This is a genomic window from Caballeronia sordidicola (genome assembly GCF_000729995.1).
Classification (GTDB): domain Bacteria; phylum Pseudomonadota; class Gammaproteobacteria; order Burkholderiales; family Burkholderiaceae; genus Caballeronia; species Caballeronia sordidicola_A.
Genome location: NZ_JNFG01000007.1, coordinates 161,466 through 178,774, shown reverse-complemented (window position 1 = coordinate 178,774; position 17,309 = coordinate 161,466). Strand labels below are relative to the sequence as shown.

At 59.5% G+C, this 17,309-nt stretch carries 17 protein-coding genes; 10 read left to right on the top strand and 7 right to left on the bottom strand.

Features of this window, described 5'->3' with window-relative positions:
* Positions 1 to 30: 30 nt before the first annotated feature.
* The gene (locus FH08_RS0107810) at positions 31 to 924 is read right to left on the bottom strand and encodes a LysR family transcriptional regulator (protein ID WP_031357794.1); all 894 of its coding nucleotides are present in this window, start codon (positions 922 to 924) and stop codon (positions 31 to 33) included.
* 268 nt (positions 925 to 1,192) lie between these two features.
* On the opposite strand from FH08_RS0107810, the gene FH08_RS0107805 reads away from it, so the two are divergent.
* Positions 1,193 to 2,269: an NAD(P)H-dependent flavin oxidoreductase gene (locus FH08_RS0107805; RefSeq protein ID WP_031357793.1), complete on the top strand. Its 1,077-nt coding sequence runs from the start codon at positions 1,193 to 1,195 to the stop codon at positions 2,267 to 2,269.
* 55 nt (positions 2,270 to 2,324) lie between these two features.
* Here FH08_RS0107805 and FH08_RS0107800 read toward each other — a convergent pair whose 3' ends face one another.
* The gene (locus FH08_RS0107800; RefSeq protein WP_031357792.1) at positions 2,325 to 3,728 is read right to left on the bottom strand and encodes a PLP-dependent aminotransferase family protein; all 1,404 of its coding nucleotides are present in this window, start codon (positions 3,726 to 3,728) and stop codon (positions 2,325 to 2,327) included.
* Positions 3,729 to 3,834: 106 nt separating this feature from the next.
* On the opposite strand from FH08_RS0107800, the gene FH08_RS0107795 reads away from it, so the two are divergent.
* Positions 3,835 to 4,722: a DMT family transporter gene (locus tag FH08_RS0107795; protein ID WP_031357791.1), complete on the top strand. Its 888-nt coding sequence runs from the start codon at positions 3,835 to 3,837 to the stop codon at positions 4,720 to 4,722.
* 109 nt (positions 4,723 to 4,831) lie between these two features.
* Here the strand turns inward: FH08_RS0107795 and FH08_RS0107790 are convergent, their stop codons facing one another.
* Entirely contained in the window at positions 4,832 to 5,818 is a 987-nt protein-coding gene (locus tag FH08_RS0107790) for a zinc-dependent alcohol dehydrogenase family protein (protein ID WP_031357790.1), read from the bottom strand.
* 111 nt (positions 5,819 to 5,929) lie between these two features.
* Between FH08_RS0107790 and FH08_RS0107785 the strand changes: the two genes are divergently transcribed.
* From FH08_RS0107785 to FH08_RS0107765, 4 genes are all read left to right on the top strand, one after another.
* Positions 5,930 to 6,784, top strand: a complete 855-nt coding sequence (locus tag FH08_RS0107785) for a LysR family transcriptional regulator (protein WP_031357789.1) — start codon at positions 5,930 to 5,932, stop codon at positions 6,782 to 6,784.
* Positions 6,785 to 7,481: 697 nt separating this feature from the next.
* Positions 7,482 to 7,784 carry an H-NS family nucleoid-associated regulatory protein gene (locus FH08_RS0107775; RefSeq protein ID WP_031357787.1) on the top strand — a complete coding sequence of 101 codons (303 nt, stop codon included), beginning with the start codon at positions 7,482 to 7,484 and terminating at the stop codon, positions 7,782 to 7,784.
* 357 nt (positions 7,785 to 8,141) lie between these two features.
* On the top strand, positions 8,142 to 8,573 hold the full coding sequence (locus FH08_RS0107770; RefSeq protein WP_031357786.1) for a MarR family winged helix-turn-helix transcriptional regulator: 432 nt from the start codon (positions 8,142 to 8,144) through the stop codon (positions 8,571 to 8,573).
* A 238-nt stretch (positions 8,574 to 8,811) separates the two neighbouring features.
* Positions 8,812 to 9,246 carry a tautomerase family protein gene (locus tag FH08_RS0107765; RefSeq protein WP_031357785.1) on the top strand — a complete coding sequence of 145 codons (435 nt, stop codon included), beginning with the start codon at positions 8,812 to 8,814 and terminating at the stop codon, positions 9,244 to 9,246.
* 58 nt (positions 9,247 to 9,304) lie between these two features.
* Here FH08_RS0107765 and FH08_RS0107760 read toward each other — a convergent pair whose 3' ends face one another.
* Positions 9,305 to 9,553 (bottom strand): hypothetical protein, encoded by a 249-nt coding sequence (locus FH08_RS0107760; protein WP_152602749.1) that lies wholly within the window; start codon positions 9,551 to 9,553, stop codon positions 9,305 to 9,307.
* Positions 9,554 to 9,634: 81 nt separating this feature from the next.
* A complete protein-coding gene (locus tag FH08_RS0107755) occupies positions 9,635 to 10,051 on the bottom strand; it encodes a MarR family winged helix-turn-helix transcriptional regulator (protein ID WP_031357783.1) in 417 nt (138 codons plus the stop codon).
* A gap of 449 nt (positions 10,052 to 10,500) precedes the next feature.
* Between FH08_RS0107755 and FH08_RS0107750 the strand changes: the two genes are divergently transcribed.
* The 4 genes from FH08_RS0107750 to FH08_RS0107735 are packed head-to-tail and all read left to right on the top strand — an operon-like array spanning position 10,501 to position 14,321.
* Complete coding sequence (locus FH08_RS0107750) at positions 10,501 to 11,376, top strand: ABC transporter substrate-binding protein (RefSeq protein WP_419177988.1); 876 nt, start codon at positions 10,501 to 10,503, stop codon at positions 11,374 to 11,376.
* Positions 11,373 to 12,605 carry an ABC transporter permease gene (locus tag FH08_RS0107745; RefSeq protein WP_081889389.1) on the top strand — a complete coding sequence of 411 codons (1,233 nt, stop codon included), beginning with the start codon at positions 11,373 to 11,375 and terminating at the stop codon, positions 12,603 to 12,605. Before FH08_RS0107750 ends, FH08_RS0107745 begins: the two co-directional genes overlap by 4 nt.
* Positions 12,606 to 12,630: 25 nt before the next feature.
* Positions 12,631 to 13,569 carry an ABC transporter ATP-binding protein gene (locus FH08_RS0107740; RefSeq protein WP_031357780.1) on the top strand — a complete coding sequence of 313 codons (939 nt, stop codon included), beginning with the start codon at positions 12,631 to 12,633 and terminating at the stop codon, positions 13,567 to 13,569.
* Complete coding sequence (locus FH08_RS0107735) at positions 13,566 to 14,321, top strand: ABC transporter permease (protein WP_081889388.1); 756 nt, start codon at positions 13,566 to 13,568, stop codon at positions 14,319 to 14,321. The genes FH08_RS0107740 and FH08_RS0107735 overlap by 4 nt, the downstream gene beginning before the upstream one ends.
* A gap of 149 nt (positions 14,322 to 14,470) precedes the next feature.
* Here the strand turns inward: FH08_RS0107735 and FH08_RS0107730 are convergent, their stop codons facing one another.
* On the bottom strand, positions 14,471 to 14,653 hold the full coding sequence (locus tag FH08_RS0107730) for a CsbD family protein (RefSeq protein WP_031357778.1): 183 nt from the start codon (positions 14,651 to 14,653) through the stop codon (positions 14,471 to 14,473).
* Positions 14,654 to 16,432: 1,779 nt separating this feature from the next.
* Positions 16,433 to 17,029 (bottom strand): nitroreductase family protein, encoded by a 597-nt coding sequence (locus tag FH08_RS0107720; RefSeq protein ID WP_152602748.1) that lies wholly within the window; start codon positions 17,027 to 17,029, stop codon positions 16,433 to 16,435.
* Between the last annotated feature and the right edge of the window lie 280 nt (positions 17,030 to 17,309).

Here is a 17,309-nt window from a genome sequence, read left to right as displayed (position 1 = left end):
CCTTAATCTAATTGCCTGCGCCCGCATCGTTCAAGCAAGCACGAGCGCGGGCGCGGGGGTCGCAACCGGACGCGCAATCTCGAGAAAGGCGTTAAGCGCGGTGGTCGCATAGACGTCGCGGCGACGCACGAACAACGTGTCGACGCGAGCATCTTCGGGCGCAACATCGTGCACCGCCACGCGGCCTTCGCGCCACGCCGTGGCGACCACGCCTTTCGGCAGCAGCGTCACGCCCACGCCTGCAGCCACGCAACCAAGCATGGCGTCGAGCGAGCCGAATTCCAGCGGCGTACTGACTCGCAAGCCGTGCCGCGCCAGCACGATATCCAGCCGTGTCCTATACGAACATCCAATCCGGAATACGATCGTCTTTACGTCGCCCGACTGCGCAAGCTCGGCAATAGAGCGAATATGACGCGCCGTCACAAGGACCATTTCCTCGCGAAAGAAGGCCTCGGTGGATAGCTCTTCGTGATGCACCGGACCCGCGACAAACGCGCCGTCCAGCCGGTATTGCAGGACGTCGTCGATCAGGCTCGCCGTGGTTCCGGTCCGCAGCACCATGTCCACTTGCGGAAAAGCCAGCGCAAACGACGCGAGTGCGTCGGGCATGCGCAGTGCAGCAGTGGTTTCCAGCGTACCGAGGACCAGCGGTCCGCGCGGGACGCCGTCATCCTTGACGGCGCTGCGCGCGTCGTCGAGCAGTCGCGCCATCTGTCTGGAGAAAGGCAGCAGCCTGCGGCCGGCAGCCGTCAGTTCCACGCCTCGATGGTGCCGGTGAAACAGTGGCGCGCCCAATTCCTCTTCCAGCAAGCGAACCCGCGCCGTCACGTTCGACTGAACCGTATGAAGCTCCAGGGCTGCGCGATTCATGCTGCCGTTTCGCGCGACCGACTCGAATATGCGTAAATCGGCTGCGTCCATGTCGACTCTCGATATCGGGAAAAGTGATAGCAATTATCACATCAAAGCGCCGCTTGCTTCTTGAAAGCTTGCTAAGCTTTGCGCTGCTGGCGGCGTGGGCTAGCGGCTATCTTCGAGCGCAAGCCAAGCGGTTCCATTGAGAAGTAATTCGGGCATTGATGTACGCTTTTAAGCTTAGTGCACTCGGGCCGCGCGCGGGTCAAGCCGTATGCAACGAATGGATCCCAAGTCACCCGGGCACCGCGAACATCATCAAGGAGAAAAGAGCATGGGCACCTGGCGCGATCGTCGGATTCTCGACTTGTTTGGTATTGAAGCACCTATTGTTCTAGGTCCCATGGCAGGGCCCGGCACACCCGAATTGGCCATTGCCGTATGCGAAGCAGGCGGCCTGGGATCGCTGCCTTGCGCGCTACTCAGCGTGGAGCAAGCGCGTGACGGCATCGCGTTGATCCGCTCGAAAACGCGCGCCCCGCTCAACATCAACTTCTTCTGTCATGTTCCGCCGCAACCCGATACAGCGCGCAGCATGGCATGGCGCGCGCGTCTGGCGGAGTATTACATTGAGCATGGACTTGATCCTGAAGTAACGCCGCCCGCGGCAGGCCGTCGCCCGTTCGACAGTGACTTCTGCGCGGTCGTGGAGGAATTCAAACCCGAGGTCGTGAGTTTTCATTTCGGACTGCCAGATAAAAGCCTGTTGGATCGCGTGAAGGCGACCGGCGCGAAAGTCATAGCGTCGGCAACGACTGTGGCAGAAGCACGCTGGCTCGAGGCGCATGGGTGCGACGCCGTGATTGCGATGGGCGTTGAAGCAGGCGGGCATCGCGGAAATTTCCTGACGCAGGACTATGCTGCACAGGTCGGCACGTTTGCGCTGGTGCCGCAAGTAGCCGACGCCGTCTCGGTTCCCGTGATCGCCGCCGGGGGCGTCACCGACGCGCGGGGAATTGTTGCCGCGCTCGCACTCGGCGCATCGGCTGTGCAGATGGGGACCGCGTATCTGTTTTGTCCGGAGGCGAAAGTGCCCGAGGTGCATCGTATTGCGCTACGCGAGTCCCAGGATGATTCCACCGTGTTGACGAACATATTCACGGGCCGGCCGGCACGCGGCATCATCAATCGGGCGATCCGTGAACTGGGTCCGCTGTCCGATGTGGCGCCCGCCTTTCCGCATGCCGGCGCCGCGCTGGCACCGCTTAAGGCCAAGGCCGAGCAGGCAGGCAAGGGCGACTTTACGAGCCTGTGGTCGGGACAGGCGGCGCGGCTCGGGCGTGAGTTGCCCGCGGGCGAATTGACGCGAGTGCTGATCAGCGAAGCGCTGGCGAAGATGGCGCAGGCTTGACGCGTTGCGGGTGACGTTCGCCTTGTGCGCTTAATGCGTTAAAAGCGGCTGAGCGTCACCCTTGCATCGCTGCCTCGAGCACGGTAAAAACACGTGGGTCTGTCGACTGGGCGACGTTAAAGCGCAGGAAGCGGCTTGCGGACTGCGCGACGCTGAACGCATTGCCCGGCGCAAGGATGACGTTCTCGGCCAGCGCCCGGCGGGCAACGTCGGTTGCATCAAGTCCTTCGGGAAGCTTGCACCAGAGAAACATGCCGCCTCGCGGCTCGATCCATGGTTCGATGCCAAGTGCTTCCAACCGCGTGCTTGTTTGTCCCATCGAACGGGACAAGCGCTCTCGCAAGCTCTCCATGTGCTTTCTGTAGGTGCCGTCTTTCAGCACGCCGAGGATGAGTTCGCCCGAAAGACGTCCGCCGCCGAACGAGGTGGCAATCTTCAGATCGATCAATCGCTCGACCCAGTCGCGCCGCACCGCAATGAAACCGCAGCGTACGGACGCCGAGAGGCTCTTGGAAAAGCTGCCGATATGGACGACTCGCTCAAGGCCGTCGAACGCTGCAAGACGGGGAGCGGATTCGTGCTCGAAGTCGCCGAAGATATCGTCTTCGATAATCGTGAGGCCCGATTGGTCCGCGAGCTTCAGAAGCCGATGCGCGACGACCGGCGAGAGCGTTGCGCCTGTCGGGTTGTGCAGCGCCGAGTTGGTGATGTAGAGACGCGGCCGATGCTCCGCAAGCGCCTGCGCAAACAGGTCGATATCGGGACCTGCCGGCGTGTACGGAACGCTGACGACCTTGGCCCGGTGAGCACGCAACAAGGCGATGAAATTGAAATAGCAGGGGTCATCGACGAGCACCGTATCGCCGGGTTCGAGCAGCAGGCGGCATAGCAGGTCGATGGCTTGCGTGCCGGATTCGGTGAGGATGATCTGATCAGGCGCCGCTTCAATGCCGCGATCCGCCATGCGACGAGCGAGCAGTTGCCGCAGCGCCGGGAGCCCGAGGGACGTGCCATAGTCGGCCAGTACGGCGGCGTCAGTGCGCGCGACGGATCTCAATGCGCGGCGCAGCCCCGCCTCCGGCAGCCACGATGCAGGCAGCCAGCCGCAACCGGGTTTCAGGGCGTTCGCGCCAGCCTCCAGCGATTGTCGCGACACCCAGAACGGATCGACAACGCGGTCCAGCCTTGGGCCTAACTCCGCAAGCGACAGCGGCGGCAAGTGTCCGGCGACGTAAAAGCCGGACCCGCGGCGCGACTGGATGACCCCTTCGGCAGCGAGGCGGTCGTAGGCTTCCACCACGGTGGACTTCGACACTTGTAAGGTTTCAGCGAAGCCCCGGATTGATGGAACCTTGGCGCCCGGCGCCAGGGTACGTCCGGCAATCCGCTGTCGGATGGCCTGCATGACACGCTCAACCAGTGTGGCGGCGTCAGCTTCAAAGAAAGTGGTGTCTGCCATGTGTACTGATATTTAACCCATACAGTTTTCCATAACTGTATTGCACTGTCTCTGGAAAATCCATGCTTTGTGCGCCGATACTGTTAGCTGAAAATAGGGGAGCATGATGGACAAGACGGCAAGCGGATGGATGAACGGTTTCCTCGGGATGCTGATTTTCAGCGGCTCATTGCCTGCGACACGCGTCGCGGTCGCCGCCTTCGACCCGGTCTTTCTGACGGTTGCGCGTGCTGGAATCGCAGGTTTGCTGGGACTCATGCTCTTGCTCGTGTTCCGGCAAAAGCGGCCCGAACGAGGTGACCTGATCTCGCTCGCCGTGGTCGCGTGCGGCGTCGTTATCGGCTTTCCGTTGCTAACCGCCCTCGCGCTCAAGCACATCACCGCCGCTCATTCCGTTGTCTTTGTTGCTTTGCTGCCGCTTTCGACCGCCATCTTCGGCGTGTTGCGTGGGGGTGAGCACCCCCGCCCGGCGTTCTGGCTGTTTTCAGGCATCGGCGCCTTGCTTGTAGCCGGTTTTGCGCTGGCCCGTGGGACGGGGGCGTCGCCTATCGGCGATCTGCTGATGTTCGCGGCCATCATCGTCTGCGGGCTGGGTTATGCGGAAGGCGGTCGACTCTCGCGCAAGCTTGGCGGCTGGCAAGTGATCTCGTGGGCGCTGGTGTTGTCGCTGCCTATCATGGCGCCGCTGGCACTGTTCACCATGCCGTCGACCTGGGCCGACGTAGGGGAATCGGCATGGATGGGACTTGCTTACGTGTCCTTGTTCAGCATGTTGATTGGTTTTGTGTTCTGGTATCGCGGGCTGGCTCAGGGCGGTATTGCGGCAGTGGGGCAGTTGCAATTACTTCAGCCGTTCTTCGGGCTCGTGCTTGCCGCAACCTTGTTGCATGAGCCTGTCGGCTGGCCAATGGTGGCTGTTGCAACGGCCGTTGTGCTTTGCGTGGTCGGCGCAAAGCGGTTCGCACGGCCGGCGGATGTCGCGTTATCGCGTTAGGGAATTTTTCCGGGGCCGTGATGAGCGCTGCCCCGCAAGCCTATTTGTCGCTTTTTTGTCGCTTATTCGTCTTTAGGTACGCGCGGCAATCCATCCTGATCCAATGCCGCTATTGAACGTCAACGACTATTTTCCCCTTGGTGGTTCCCGCTGTAATGGCCTGATATGCGAGGTCAGCGCTAGCCAGATCGAAACTGCGTGGGTCTAGTTTGGGAACGAGCTTTCCCGCTTCGACCAGCTGCGTCGCTACTTGCAGGATTTCTCCATGGTGCTCACGGTGCTTGCCGGTTAGCAGCGCTGAGAGCGTGAATACCCCCGAGTACGTCGCCTCGCGGAATGACAACGGCGCGAGGGCGTGCGTCCCCCAGCCTAGTGCGCTCACGACACGCCCGAATTGCTTGACCGCCGAAAACGACGCATCCAGCGTTGCTCCGCCAACGGTGTCGGCCACCAGGTCAAAGCCTTCTCCACCCGTATGTTCCTGAACGTATTGTTCGACCGACTGATCACGATAGTCGATAGCAACCGCGCCGTAACTCGCCATGAGTTCAGCGTCACCCTTGCTCACCGTTGCGAAAACGCGGGCGCCTAGCGCTATCGCGAGTTGCACGGACACGTGTCCGACACCACCCGCTCCGCCTTGCACAAGCACTGTTTGCCCGGCTTTTAACTGCGCCCGGTCCACGATTCCCTGATAAGACGTGATGAAGCCGAGCGGCAGGGCCGCGGCTTCTTTCATCGAGAGATTGGAGGGCTTTAACGCGATCAGCCGTGCATCGACTGCTGCGAACTCCGCGAGTGATCCCTGGATGCCGCCGACACCGCCAGTCATTCCGTACACCTCATCACCCACCTTGAACTGAGCGACGCCTTGCCCGACCGCTTCGACCACGCCCGCCATATCGATACCCAGCACCAGCGGTAGCGGATGCTTCGCGTGTGCTGCGCTGCCGGCGCGAATCTTGGTGTCCAGCGGATTCAAGCCGCTCGCTTTAATACGGACCAGCACCTGGCCGGGCTGCGCGCTTGGGCGAGAGAGCTGGGTCAGTTCAAGCGGACCGTTATAGCGGTTCAGAACCAGCGCTTGCATGTTCATGATATTTCTCCCGGTGATTGAGTGAATTTGCTTGATTCATCTTCGTCCATGCAGGAAATTACGTAAATCGACGTTATTGCACGACGTCCAAACGTTTATGCATGAGGCGAAATGGACTGGGGCGATGTTCGGATTTTTTTGGCGATTGCCCGCACGGGTTCGCTTGGCGCGGCCGCAAAGCGGACCGGTCAAACACAACCGACCATGGGCCGGCGGCTGCGAGCCCTCGAATCAGCGGTCGGCCAAACCCTGTTTCAACGCACCACGGACGGTTTTGTCCTGACAGATGAAGGAACAGCCGTTCTGATGCACGCGGAGCGTATGGAGGAGGATGCACTCGCGTTCGAGCGCTCTTTGGCCGGTAAGGAGCAGCATCTCACTGGCGTGCTGCGGGTGTCATCGTCGGACTGGTTTGGTATTCATGTCCTGACGCCGCTTTTCGCTGAATTCCTTAAGGCCAATCCGCGCGTGAGCGTCGAATTAGTGACCGATTCCCGCCAATTTAGTCTTGCCAGGCGCGACGCGGACCTGCTGTTTCGCATCACGCAGTTCGACGAGGCCGATGTGATCCAGCGGAAGTTCATGCACATGGACTACGCGCTGTATGGTCCGGTCGATATGGTTCCACCGCACGCGGGCGACGGCGAGGGTTATAGCCTCATCACAATGGACAGCGCATTTGGAACGCTGCCCGACGTCGACTGGACGAGACGCGTGCTGCCGAAAGCGCACATGGCGTTCGGCAGCAATAACCGCGGCGCGCAAGCCAGGATGTGTGCGGAGGGTGGCGGACTAGCGGTTCTCCCCTGCGCGCTCGGCGATAATACGACCGGCATACACCGCATCGATCTGGGAGAGAGGCCGCCCGGCCGCGACGTTTGGTTCGGCTACCATCGCGACCTGCGCCGGCTAGGGAGACTGCGGGCGCTACTTGATCTGGTTATCGAGCGATTGGCGAATGTGTGAATCTTTTGGTCCGTCCTCTTTAATTCCATGGCCCATGCTTTCAATTAGCTTCCGATGTAACGATTGTCAAGGCGCATCGGAACTGCGATATAGAACCGGAATATTGCCGCACGCGTATCGCTCCAGCGATCCGTTACACTCGGCACGCTGAAAAACCGCACGCTTGCGAATTCGAGTTCCGAATTGGAGCTCTTTAACGAGCCGGAATTTGCCGCGAAAGAATTGTTTGACTGGATTCAGACTCGGACGCGGTGTGTAAGATGTCGTCTGCAATCGACGTCTGGATCAGTTGGGCTGGGTGTGGTATTTGTATTCCATTGACCCGCAACGCGACTGTTCCCAATGCGACCCGGCGCGATGCGCGTACACTAGCCGCTGTTTCAGTGAAGAGGCCCGTTGGGGGAACCACCCCTGCGCGTAGGCAGCACCTCTTGAATCGCCGGCTGATAGGGCATGTTGTCGTCCATAACGTCACGGCTACTGAAGACTCCGACGAAGTTCGCAGGCTGGAATGCCGCTAATCCGGCAACCATCGGTCCGGCAGGCCTGGCCGGTTCGCCAGCCGGCAGACTGACTGAGACGTTAGCGGCGAACCCATTATTAAAACGCGATTCCTTCTGCGCCAACCTTTGTTGATCAATACGCTGTCGAACACCCATACAACTTCAAAGAATGACTTTTTATAATGCAAACAGAAATGCCCACCCTTAAAGAACTGCTCGCGCAACGCGAAGCGCTTCAGGACCAATTGAACGTCGCCCGACAGCGCCAGGCCGAAATCGTCCTCGCTGAAATAGTCGCAAAGATGGGCGAATATAAGATCTCGCTTGCCGAGCTCATGGGACACAACCATCAAGTCAAGGCGACTGCTGCGGTGTCCGTCACAACGGGCTTACCCAAATATCGTGATGCGGTGAGCGGTGCGACCTGGTCAGGCCGTGGCCGGGCGCCTCACTGGATCGTCGACAAAAACCGTGAAGATTTCCTGGTAGATGCCTGAATCAGTGCCTTTGTGCGGCGCGTTGGCGCTGTGGCATGCGATTGCGTGATGCCTGCGGGATTTACAAGATTCCGGGCGGCGGTGACAGAACCGAGCGACATGTAAGAACCCACTGAAGACGAATTGAGCCCATTGCCTGTTGTCGATAAGCAGGCAGGTCCCATGTCGCATGTTCTGATCGACAAAACTCCTCCTGTGATCTGGCATTGACGCGCTATGCGAGATGCGAGCTATACTAAAGCAGTTGCATATGCATCTGATTCTGGCGCCCCTACATTTCCCTGGTGCTCAGAGGGGGCTTAATTGCGGTAGTGCAACGGCCTGGGATTGTTCGCCGCTAATCGATTCTGGAATCTCATGTTCACGGACTGCTATTGCACACAATTCCGTCGCTCGGCAAACGCTTTGACGAGCGTCTACGACGACGCGCTCCGGCCGATCGGATTAAAAATCACGCAGTTCTCGCTTCTCCGCGCGCTCGAGCGTCTTGGATCGGCGACCTTCACTGAAATCGCAGTGGAAGCAGCGCTGGATAAGACCACCATCTCGAGAAACCTCAAGGTCCTGATCGATGCCGGCTGGGTCAAGGTCGGCAGTGAAGAAGATGCCCGCTTCAAGGTCGCTACCTTGAGCAAGGAGGGGGTGAAAATGCTGCGGCGTGCAGAGCCTCACTGGCAGGTCGCGCAGAAGCAGGTTGAAAGCGAAGTTCAAAAGTTTATGAAAGGCCCAGCAAGCAAGCGCCTGTTGGAAGCGCTCGAAACGCTTCAAGGTGTGGGGCGGGAGGTTTGACGCTGGTGGCAGTGTCGACCGATGGGTTCGTCGCATCGACTGCCGGGTAAACACGTGTATCTGGCCGATATTGCAAACAATAAGATGTAGCTACAACTATCTTTCTCGGTTTCATTCATTCAATTAGTTGTAGCTGCAACTGTACGTTGTTGAACCTTATCTTCTGCACAATAGTTGTATATGCAATAGATGAGACGAAATAGCGAAAGCGTCGTTCCATTGCTCACGGAGGGGCTATATGCCAACCTATATTGTTTCCGCTGCCGCCGGTTGTCTGTCTGCCGATGTCAAGCAACGCATTGCGGAAGACATCACCCGGATTCACAATCAGGCCACCGGCGCGCAGTCTTTCTTCGCTCAGGTGATTTTCAACGAAGTGCCTCATGGCAATCACTTCGTGGGTGGAAGTCCGCTTCGCGCGGAGCAGATTTTTGTGCACGGACATATTCGCGCCGGTCGCACCGCAGAGCGCAAGCGTGAGTTGCTTGAGGGCATGGTCGACGCGATTTCGAAAACCACATCCGTTGCCAAGCGATACATCTGGGCCTACATATCCGAACTGCCTCCGGCACAGATGATCGAATACGGTCATGTTTTGCCGGAACCCGGTTCCGAAGAAAACTGGCTCTCGTCACTGCCCGCCGAGGACCGCGACTATATGCAAAGCATCTGAAAAGACGTCCGATGCACGCCGCGCCGCATCCATGCCAAAGACGATGATCGATCGACGTTCACCGGGAACATTGATCGATCGCTTGCACGAGCGAATCCTGCAGCGACGGATCCTGGAAAAAAGCGTCGAGACTGCGGTGTTCATCGTTGGCGAATGCCTCTAGGCATCGTGCATTGTTTGCGCGAATGCTGGAAACAGAGCAGGCAAGTGCGACCAGCAGGGCCGCTATCCCTAGGATTGCCATAGCGGCGCTGGCGGCGCGTACCGGTGACCATCGCCACCCGATGCGCTTTTCAGCCACGGCCATTCGACGCAACTCGTTATCCATTTGCTTGCCTCCACTATAATTAGCAAGACAACTATCTGTCTTTAAAAAAAGACGTTGGACTTACACCAACGCCTTCCTCACGCCGTGCATGGACGTGACGGCCGACTCGAACAACTCCGGGCCGATCTTTGCGCGCAAGGTCCGTGCAATCTTTGCGCTGGCATTGTTGATTGGCCGATCGAGCGCCTGACCGCCGGCCGTTGCATGGACTGTCCACTCCCGGCCGTCTTCCTTGGCTTGACGGCGTTCCACTAATTGTTTTTCGCAGAGACTGTCGATAAGCCGGGTCGCGGTGGGTCGCGCTATGCCGAGGATCTCGGCTATCTGACTGCTGAGGCAACCGGGCGTGGCCAGCACAACTCGAAGCACAAATCCCTGCGGTGGTGTCAGCCCGAATTCTGCATAGACGACCGTCCACTCCCGCTCCACGAGACGGGCGAGGGCAGCCGAGTTGAAGTAAAGGCAGTGATCGAACATGGATAGATTAAATCACGAAATAGTTAGCAAGGCAATTAATTGAGAGCTTGTTGTGCAATTCCATGGCGTGTGCAACATGAACGCGCCGGGGGCGAACGTTCGAGCATTATTCGGCGTTGAGCCAGGCGGCGCAGGGTTGCGCCCGTGCCTGCGTTTCCACGTTACGCCGCGTAGGTTCTGTGCCGAGGGCGCATTTCCATCGATACCTATTTGCAAATCGGGATTTCTTGGTTTGTGATTGTTTTGCATGCCATTACTCTCCTCAGCTATTGCAGCCGATTCACTGCTACCTGGTCGATAATGTCGCCCGGCGCCTTATCGGCCGATGAGCGGCCGATAAGCGACCAAGAACGCCTTTCCTTTGCAAACAACCGTTTAACCGAGGTCACCTCCCCATGGGAATAGCAAAATCAATCAAAACATGGGGCGCCGCCGCGCTCGTGCTGACCATGTCCGCTGCTTCCACCGCTTATGCAGCGGACTCGGTCACCGTGGCATCGAAGATCGACACCGAGGGCAATCTGCTCGGGAACATCATTGCCCAGGTGCTGAAGTCGCATGGCATTACGGTCTCCGACAAGATAGGCCTCGGGACCACGCCGATTGTGCGCAAGGCGATCACGACGGGTGAAATCGATATCTATCCGGAATACACCGGCAACGCCGCGTTCTTCTTCAACAAGGCCGATGACCCGCTCTGGAAAAATGAAGCCAAAGGCTATGAGGAAGCCGCCAAGCTCGATTACGCCGCCAACAAGATCGTCTGGCTGACACCCGCGCCTGCTAACAACACCTGGGCGGTAGGCCTGCTCGGAACCGTGGCGAAGGCCAACAAGATCAAGACCTTCGAAGACTTCGGCAAGTGGGTGTCGGCGGGCGGTCAGGTCAAGCTCGCGGCATCCGCCGAGTTCGTCAATACCGCAGCCGCGCTGCCGTCGTTCGAAAAGACCTATGGATTCAAGCTGAAACCTGAACAACTTCTTGTGCTCTCGGGCGGCGATACATCGGCGACGATCAAGGCAGCCGCCGAGCAGACCGACAAGGTCAACGCAGCCATGGTCTACGGCACGGACGGCGGCATAGAGGCCGCGGGCCTGGTGGTACTGGAGGACAACAAGAGCGTGCAACCCGTCTACGCGCCCACGCCGCTGATTCGCGAGAGCGTGCTGAAAGCGCACCCGGAAATTGCCGGCTACCTCAAGCCGGTTTTCGCCAGTCTTGATCTGAAGACCCTGCAGACGTTGAACAGCCGCATTCAGGTCAACGGCGAGCCGGCCGCAACGGTAGCGGCGAGCTACCTGAAATCGAAGGGTTTCGTTAAATGATTGCCGGCACGGGGGCCGATGCACGGGCTGATGCACGCCCTCACGAGACCCAGGACGCGGCCGTGGCGCAGCACGACGCGGGCAGGTCGCGTATCGACAAGGTCGGTTCGCTGATTGCAGCGCTGGCCGTGCTCGCGTTGGTGTTCCAGCCGTTCGTGACCTTCCGTGCGAACCGGATCGTGTCGGGCAAAGGTCTCGGGTTGACCGATATCTTCACAGCTGGACAGGCTTGGGCATTTCTTGCGGTGTTCGCGGCAGGGGCGCTGTTCGCGTTGCTGCGCAGCCGGCCGACGCTTCGGTTCGTGGCCGGCGTTGTCCTGCTCCTGACGCTCTGCGTGCTGCTCGGCCTTGTGCCCGCGCATCTCGTCACAGAGGATCACCCGTTGGCGAGGGTGTCGCCCGCCGGTGGGTTCTGGATCCTGTTCTTCGCGTTCTCGGTGCTGGTAACCGACGCTATCGCCAAGCTCTCGTTCGGACCCGTGCAGCATCTCCTTGCGCTTGCACTGGCTGCGGCCGCAATAGCCGCCATCCTCAGCAGTGGACTATGGAGCGGGCTGTCGGTCATGCAGGAGTATGCGAATCACGCCGATACCTTCTGGCGCGAAGCGGCTCGCCATGTTGAACTCGTCACCGGGTCGGTTGCAGCGGCAGTCCTGATCGGCGTGCCGCTCGGTGTAGCGTGTGCGAAGTGGTCGACGCTGCGTGCGCTCACGTTGCCGGTGCTGAACATTGTCCAGACCATCCCGAGTATCGCGATGTACGGGTTGATGATGGTTCCGCTAGGGCTGCTTGCCGCCCGATTCCCGCTGCTCGATGCGCTGGGCATTCGCGGTATCGGTGTCGCGCCTGCGGGAATTGCGTTGTTCCTCTATTCGCTGCTGCCGGTCGCGGCAAGCGTCGTGGTGGGTTTTGCGCAGCTGCCGCGCGAGAGCGTTGAAGCGGCAGTGGCGATGGGCATGACCCCGCGCCAGCGGCTCTTTGCTATCGAATTGCCGCTTGCGTTGCCGGTCATCCTGACGGGCGTGCGGATCGTGCTGGTCCAGAACATCGGTCTCACGACCGTGGCCGCGCTGATCGGCGGGGGTGGCTTCGGGACCTTTGTTTTCCAGGGGCTTGGGCAAGCGGCGACTGATCTCGTGCTGCTTGGTGCCGTGCCAACTATCGCGCTCGGTCTCGCCGCGGCCATCGTGTTCAACGCCGTCACGGAACTCGCTGAAAGACGCCACTAAAGGACGCCACTAAAGGGCGACACGTATGATCGAAATCGAAAAGCTCAGCCGGCGTTTCGGCGATATCGTTGCAGTCGATGACGTCTCGCTCACTATCGAACGCGGCACCATCACCGCGTTTGTCGGCACGTCGGGCAGCGGCAAGTCCACGCTCCTGCGCATGATCAACCGCCTGATCGCGCCCACGAGCGGCACGATCCGTATCGACGGACGCGACACCGACACCTTGCCGGCCGAGGTTTTGCGGCGCGGGATTGGTTATGTGATCCAGGGCAACGGTTTGTTTCCGCATTGGACGGTGGCGCGAAACATCGCGACGGTTCCGCGCTTGCTGGGGTGGAGTGCGGCCAGGATCGACCAGCGTGTGCGCGAGTTGCTGGCGCTCTTCAACCTTGACGCCGATGCCTACCTCGACAAGTTTCCTCATCAGCTTTCCGGTGGTCAGCAGCAGCGTGTGGGCGTGGCGCGGGCGCTGGCGGCGGAGCCTGCAATCTTGCTGATGGACGAGCCGTTCGGCGCACTCGATCCGATCATTCGTGCCAAGGCGCAGGAGGACTTGCTTGCGCTTCAGCGGCGCCTGGGGATCACGGTTGTGATCGTTACGCACGACATGGAAGAGGCGTTGCATCTGGGCGATCGCATTGTGGTGATGGACGGTGGCCGCGTTCTTCAGGCGGCTACGCCCGCGGAGATCTTGCAGCGGCCCGCGCCGGGTTTTGTCGAGCGATTGGTGGCGGGCGTCGACCGGCCGTTCCGGTTGCTGTCGTTGATTCCTGTTAGTGAGATCGCTGAAACCGGCGCCGCCGAGGGCAGTCCCATTGCCGGCACGCAGAGCCTTCGCGATGCCTTGTCCGAGTTGCTTTGGCGTGGTGCGCAGAGCTTGCCGGTTGCATCGGCGGACGGTGGAGTGCACAGCCGCATTTCGCTTGCATCGATCCTGGCGCGCGCCGAGAGGTCCACATGAAATCAGCTGCCTGGATAGCGCGTACGTTCGCGCTTGCCGTGCTGCTCCTGCTGCTGTTCAAGCCGCACGTGTTCCAGCCGCTCCTTGCACCGTTGGCTGAAAACGGCGCACCGGCTCTCTACGACCGGGCGAGCCTGCTGGACCTCACGCTTGCACATCTTGCGATTGTGGCGGGCGCCAGTCTGGTGGGTGCGGTGATTGCATTGCTTGCGGGGATCTTCGTTACGCGCGAGGCGGGTGCGGAATTCCTGCCGCTCGCGCGTAGCGTGGTGAATATTGGGCAGACGTTTCCGCCGGTCGTCGTGCTGGCGCTTGCGGTGCCGGTGGTCGGGTTTGGTGTGAAGCCGACGCTGGTCGCATTGATTCTTTACGGTCTCCTGCCGATCTTCGAGAGCACCATTACGGGCCTGAAGGAGATTCCTTCGACGACTATCGATGCGGCGCGAGGAATGGGCATGAGTGCGACGCGGCAGTTGTTCACTGTCGAACTGCCGCTCGCGTTGCCGGTGATTCTTGCGGGCCTGCGGTTGTCCGTGGTGATCAACTTGGGCACGGCGACGATTGGTTCGACTGTGGCGGCGAAGGGGTTGGGCGATGTCATCATTGCCGGGCTGCAGACATCGAATACGGCCTTCATTCTGCAGGGCGGCGTTATTGTTGGGTTGCTTGCCGTGTTGATCTACGACGCGATGGGCTTCGCCGGGCGGTTGGCCTCGCGGCATGTAGTGGATGCTGCCGCGGGCGTTGCTTAGGGACTCGACGGGTCAGTTGTATCATCCCCTTCCGACATCCGTCAGAGCGAGAAATCCGAAGCACTTCCTTGCGACGAGGTTCGCCGGCTAAACGCCAAGCAAAAAAAGCCGACCTTGCCCGGTCGACTTTCAGCTTGCGAATTTTCTAGTTACTTCCTGAATATGTCGCGCACGGCGTCGGCTGCTTTACCGACCTTTGACTGAACTTTGCCCGCGACTCTTTCGGCGGCGCCTTCAGCTTGTGTTGTCCTGTTGCGGGTGACTTTGCCGAATGCTTCCTTTATGGAGCCGGTCACTTGCTTGGCTGCGCCTTCAACCCGATTCTTGTCCATGACGGTTCCCTTTAGAGAGCTTGCGTTATTCGCGTGCTAAACGTGCGTCGAGCGCTGATTTGCTTCGCGTAACCACAACCCGACAAACGCTTTCATTCTGCTCATTCACTTCAATTGCCGGCGGTCGCAACTCGATCGGTCTGACCAATGCATTTGAAATGCCGCTGAGGCATATATTGTTGGTATTGCGTGGATAGCCGACCAACCATGCTCGACCTGCAAGCGTAGCAACCAAGGCGCACAAAACGTTCCCGGGCTTGGTCGGGGTTGCGATCATGGTCGGCTGAGCTTTGATCGAGCTTGAAATGTGTGTTTGCGCTTAATGCCTCCTTACGGCTTGGTCTCTCGGAGGGTTGGCGACGCGGTTCGACGTGCGTATATATTTGAAGGGAGGTTGTCCGCGGATAGCGCGGAATGAACCTTTGGCAGGTTCAGTCACTGGTGGCGAAGCGTGTGGGTATCCGTGTTCGGAGAAGGAGGGTTTCACACATCGGTGGTTCTGGCGAGCACCGTGCTTTTGGGGTGCCAAAAACGTGGAAACCGCACGCTAGGTCAACTTACGAGCCCTCGTTTTGAAAGCGCTTTCTTTGCTTCGTTTCTTTGTCGCTTTGGACAAAGAAATGACGCGCTGCCACGCGCAGTGGCTAACAGCGATAAAGAGATTAGCAAACCTAAGTAGATCATTAACGCCAAAAGCAGCAACCCGGCATCGACTCCGACCACCGACCCCAAAACCGCCAAACCCCGACCCCTAGCGCGAGCGAAAATCACCCATCATTCCGCTTACTCCACCCAAAAGCAAAGATAGTGCTTAGCGGTATAGAACTGCATACCGACGCGCAGAGTTTCCCTGGCATAGGCAAATCAAAGACACACCAAGGCTCCGCCTCAGAAACTCGAGCCAAAGCCGAACCGGATCCGCCAATCGCGACGTTTAAATGATCGATACCCGTACGATGCCCAGCGGCGCTAAGCAAACTATTATCACGCGCTTGCTGCTTGCTAAAAAGCAAACCCTCCGACGTCGCTAAAACCTGGCCCGATACGCGACTCGGCATCGGCGCAACGTCATCGGATGCCACCTTGTACGAAGGCAACGACGTCCCCAAGCCCAAACAACTAGCACTGATGCCAACCATGATCCAGACACCCGCATAGGCTATATCGGCGCATAAAACGACGTCCCCCCTGGCGTCTTGCACGAACATCCGACCCTTGGAGTCATCACGCAATTCAACCGCACCGGGCTGGCATCCAAGCATCCGGGCAACAGCCAGCCGCAACACCGCGCGGCTCGATATATACCTATATCGCAGCGCGGGACTGGGAAGCAAAGCCGCGCGCCGGGTCTCGTCCTGGGTCAGCCACTGCGCCGAATCCTGCGCACTCACGCGTTGCCATTGACTGCGAAACCGGAACACAAAGATCTCACCGGGGGCCGGCGAGCGTGGACTGAGCGAAAGCGTTTCGTTCATGCGAAGCGGCAGGAACTGCGGCTGCGTTTCGTAGACGGGCAGTTGGATCGGCGCATCGAGGTCATCGATAAAATCGCGCTGCGATGTCTGCGTCAATGAGCGCTCAGTCAATAAACCGGTGGGCATGGTAAATACCGTTTCAGAGCGAGAGGGTACGTGCCGACAGTCCGCACGCGACAACGCCGGAGCGGCCCGGCGAACCGGAACCGCCAGGCGTTCCTCTCAAGCCGATGAGGGATAGGATCACGAACCAAAATGGCGTTGATATCGCCGTTCCTTTCGCACCACTTCTGTCTGCCGCCACTCAGGCGCAGGCTTCGAGCCATTCCGTCACGTAGCGGTCGCTGGAGGGACGCTCCACCGCGCGCACACCATCGGCTGGCGTGCCGACAAACAGAAATCCAAGCAAACGATCACGCGCGGTCAGCCCGAGCGCGCGATGCATTTGCTGCTCATAACTATCCGGTCCGGTCGCCCAGAAGCCGCCAAAACCGAGCGCATGAATAGCGTTGAGCATGTTCATGGCCGCGGCCCCAACGGACAGCAACTGCTCGACTTCAGGCACCTTCGTCTCGCGTGTCAGCGACACCACGAGCGCGATCACAACGGGCGCCGCCAACGCACGGCGGCCACGATGTTCATGCGCCGAACGAGGCTCTCCCGGAGCTCGAGCGCAAGCGAGATCGACGAGCAACTCGCCGAGTTTCAGCCGCGCGTCGCCGCGAATCAGTACAAAGCGCCACGGCCGCAACGCGCCGTGATCGGGGGCGCGCAGGGCGGCATCGAAAATCTGCTGAAGCTGGGAATCATCGGGCGCGGGTTCGGCTAGCGGCCAGTGCGACTGGCGTGTCATCAGCACGTTCAGGGCGTCGGCACTGACGCCGGGGGTCATCGTTTCCATAGGAGGGTCCGGGCTTTCTCAAGGCATCCATGATCGCGAAAAACTCTCCGTATTGCAAATGATTCTCAATAACTTGATTTTGTCATGGCAGATGCCTATGCTTCGGTCCTGTTAACAATTTTTGAGATTCCGCGTCGATGACCCCCGCACCGGTCCCATTCCGACAGCTGCGTGCCGATCCGCTGACGTTGAGTTATGGCGTGTGGAACTCTGAGCCTGGACGCCGATTCGGCGGAGGTGTGGCGTCACTTTTGGCGCGTGTTGTTCGACCTGGTTTGTG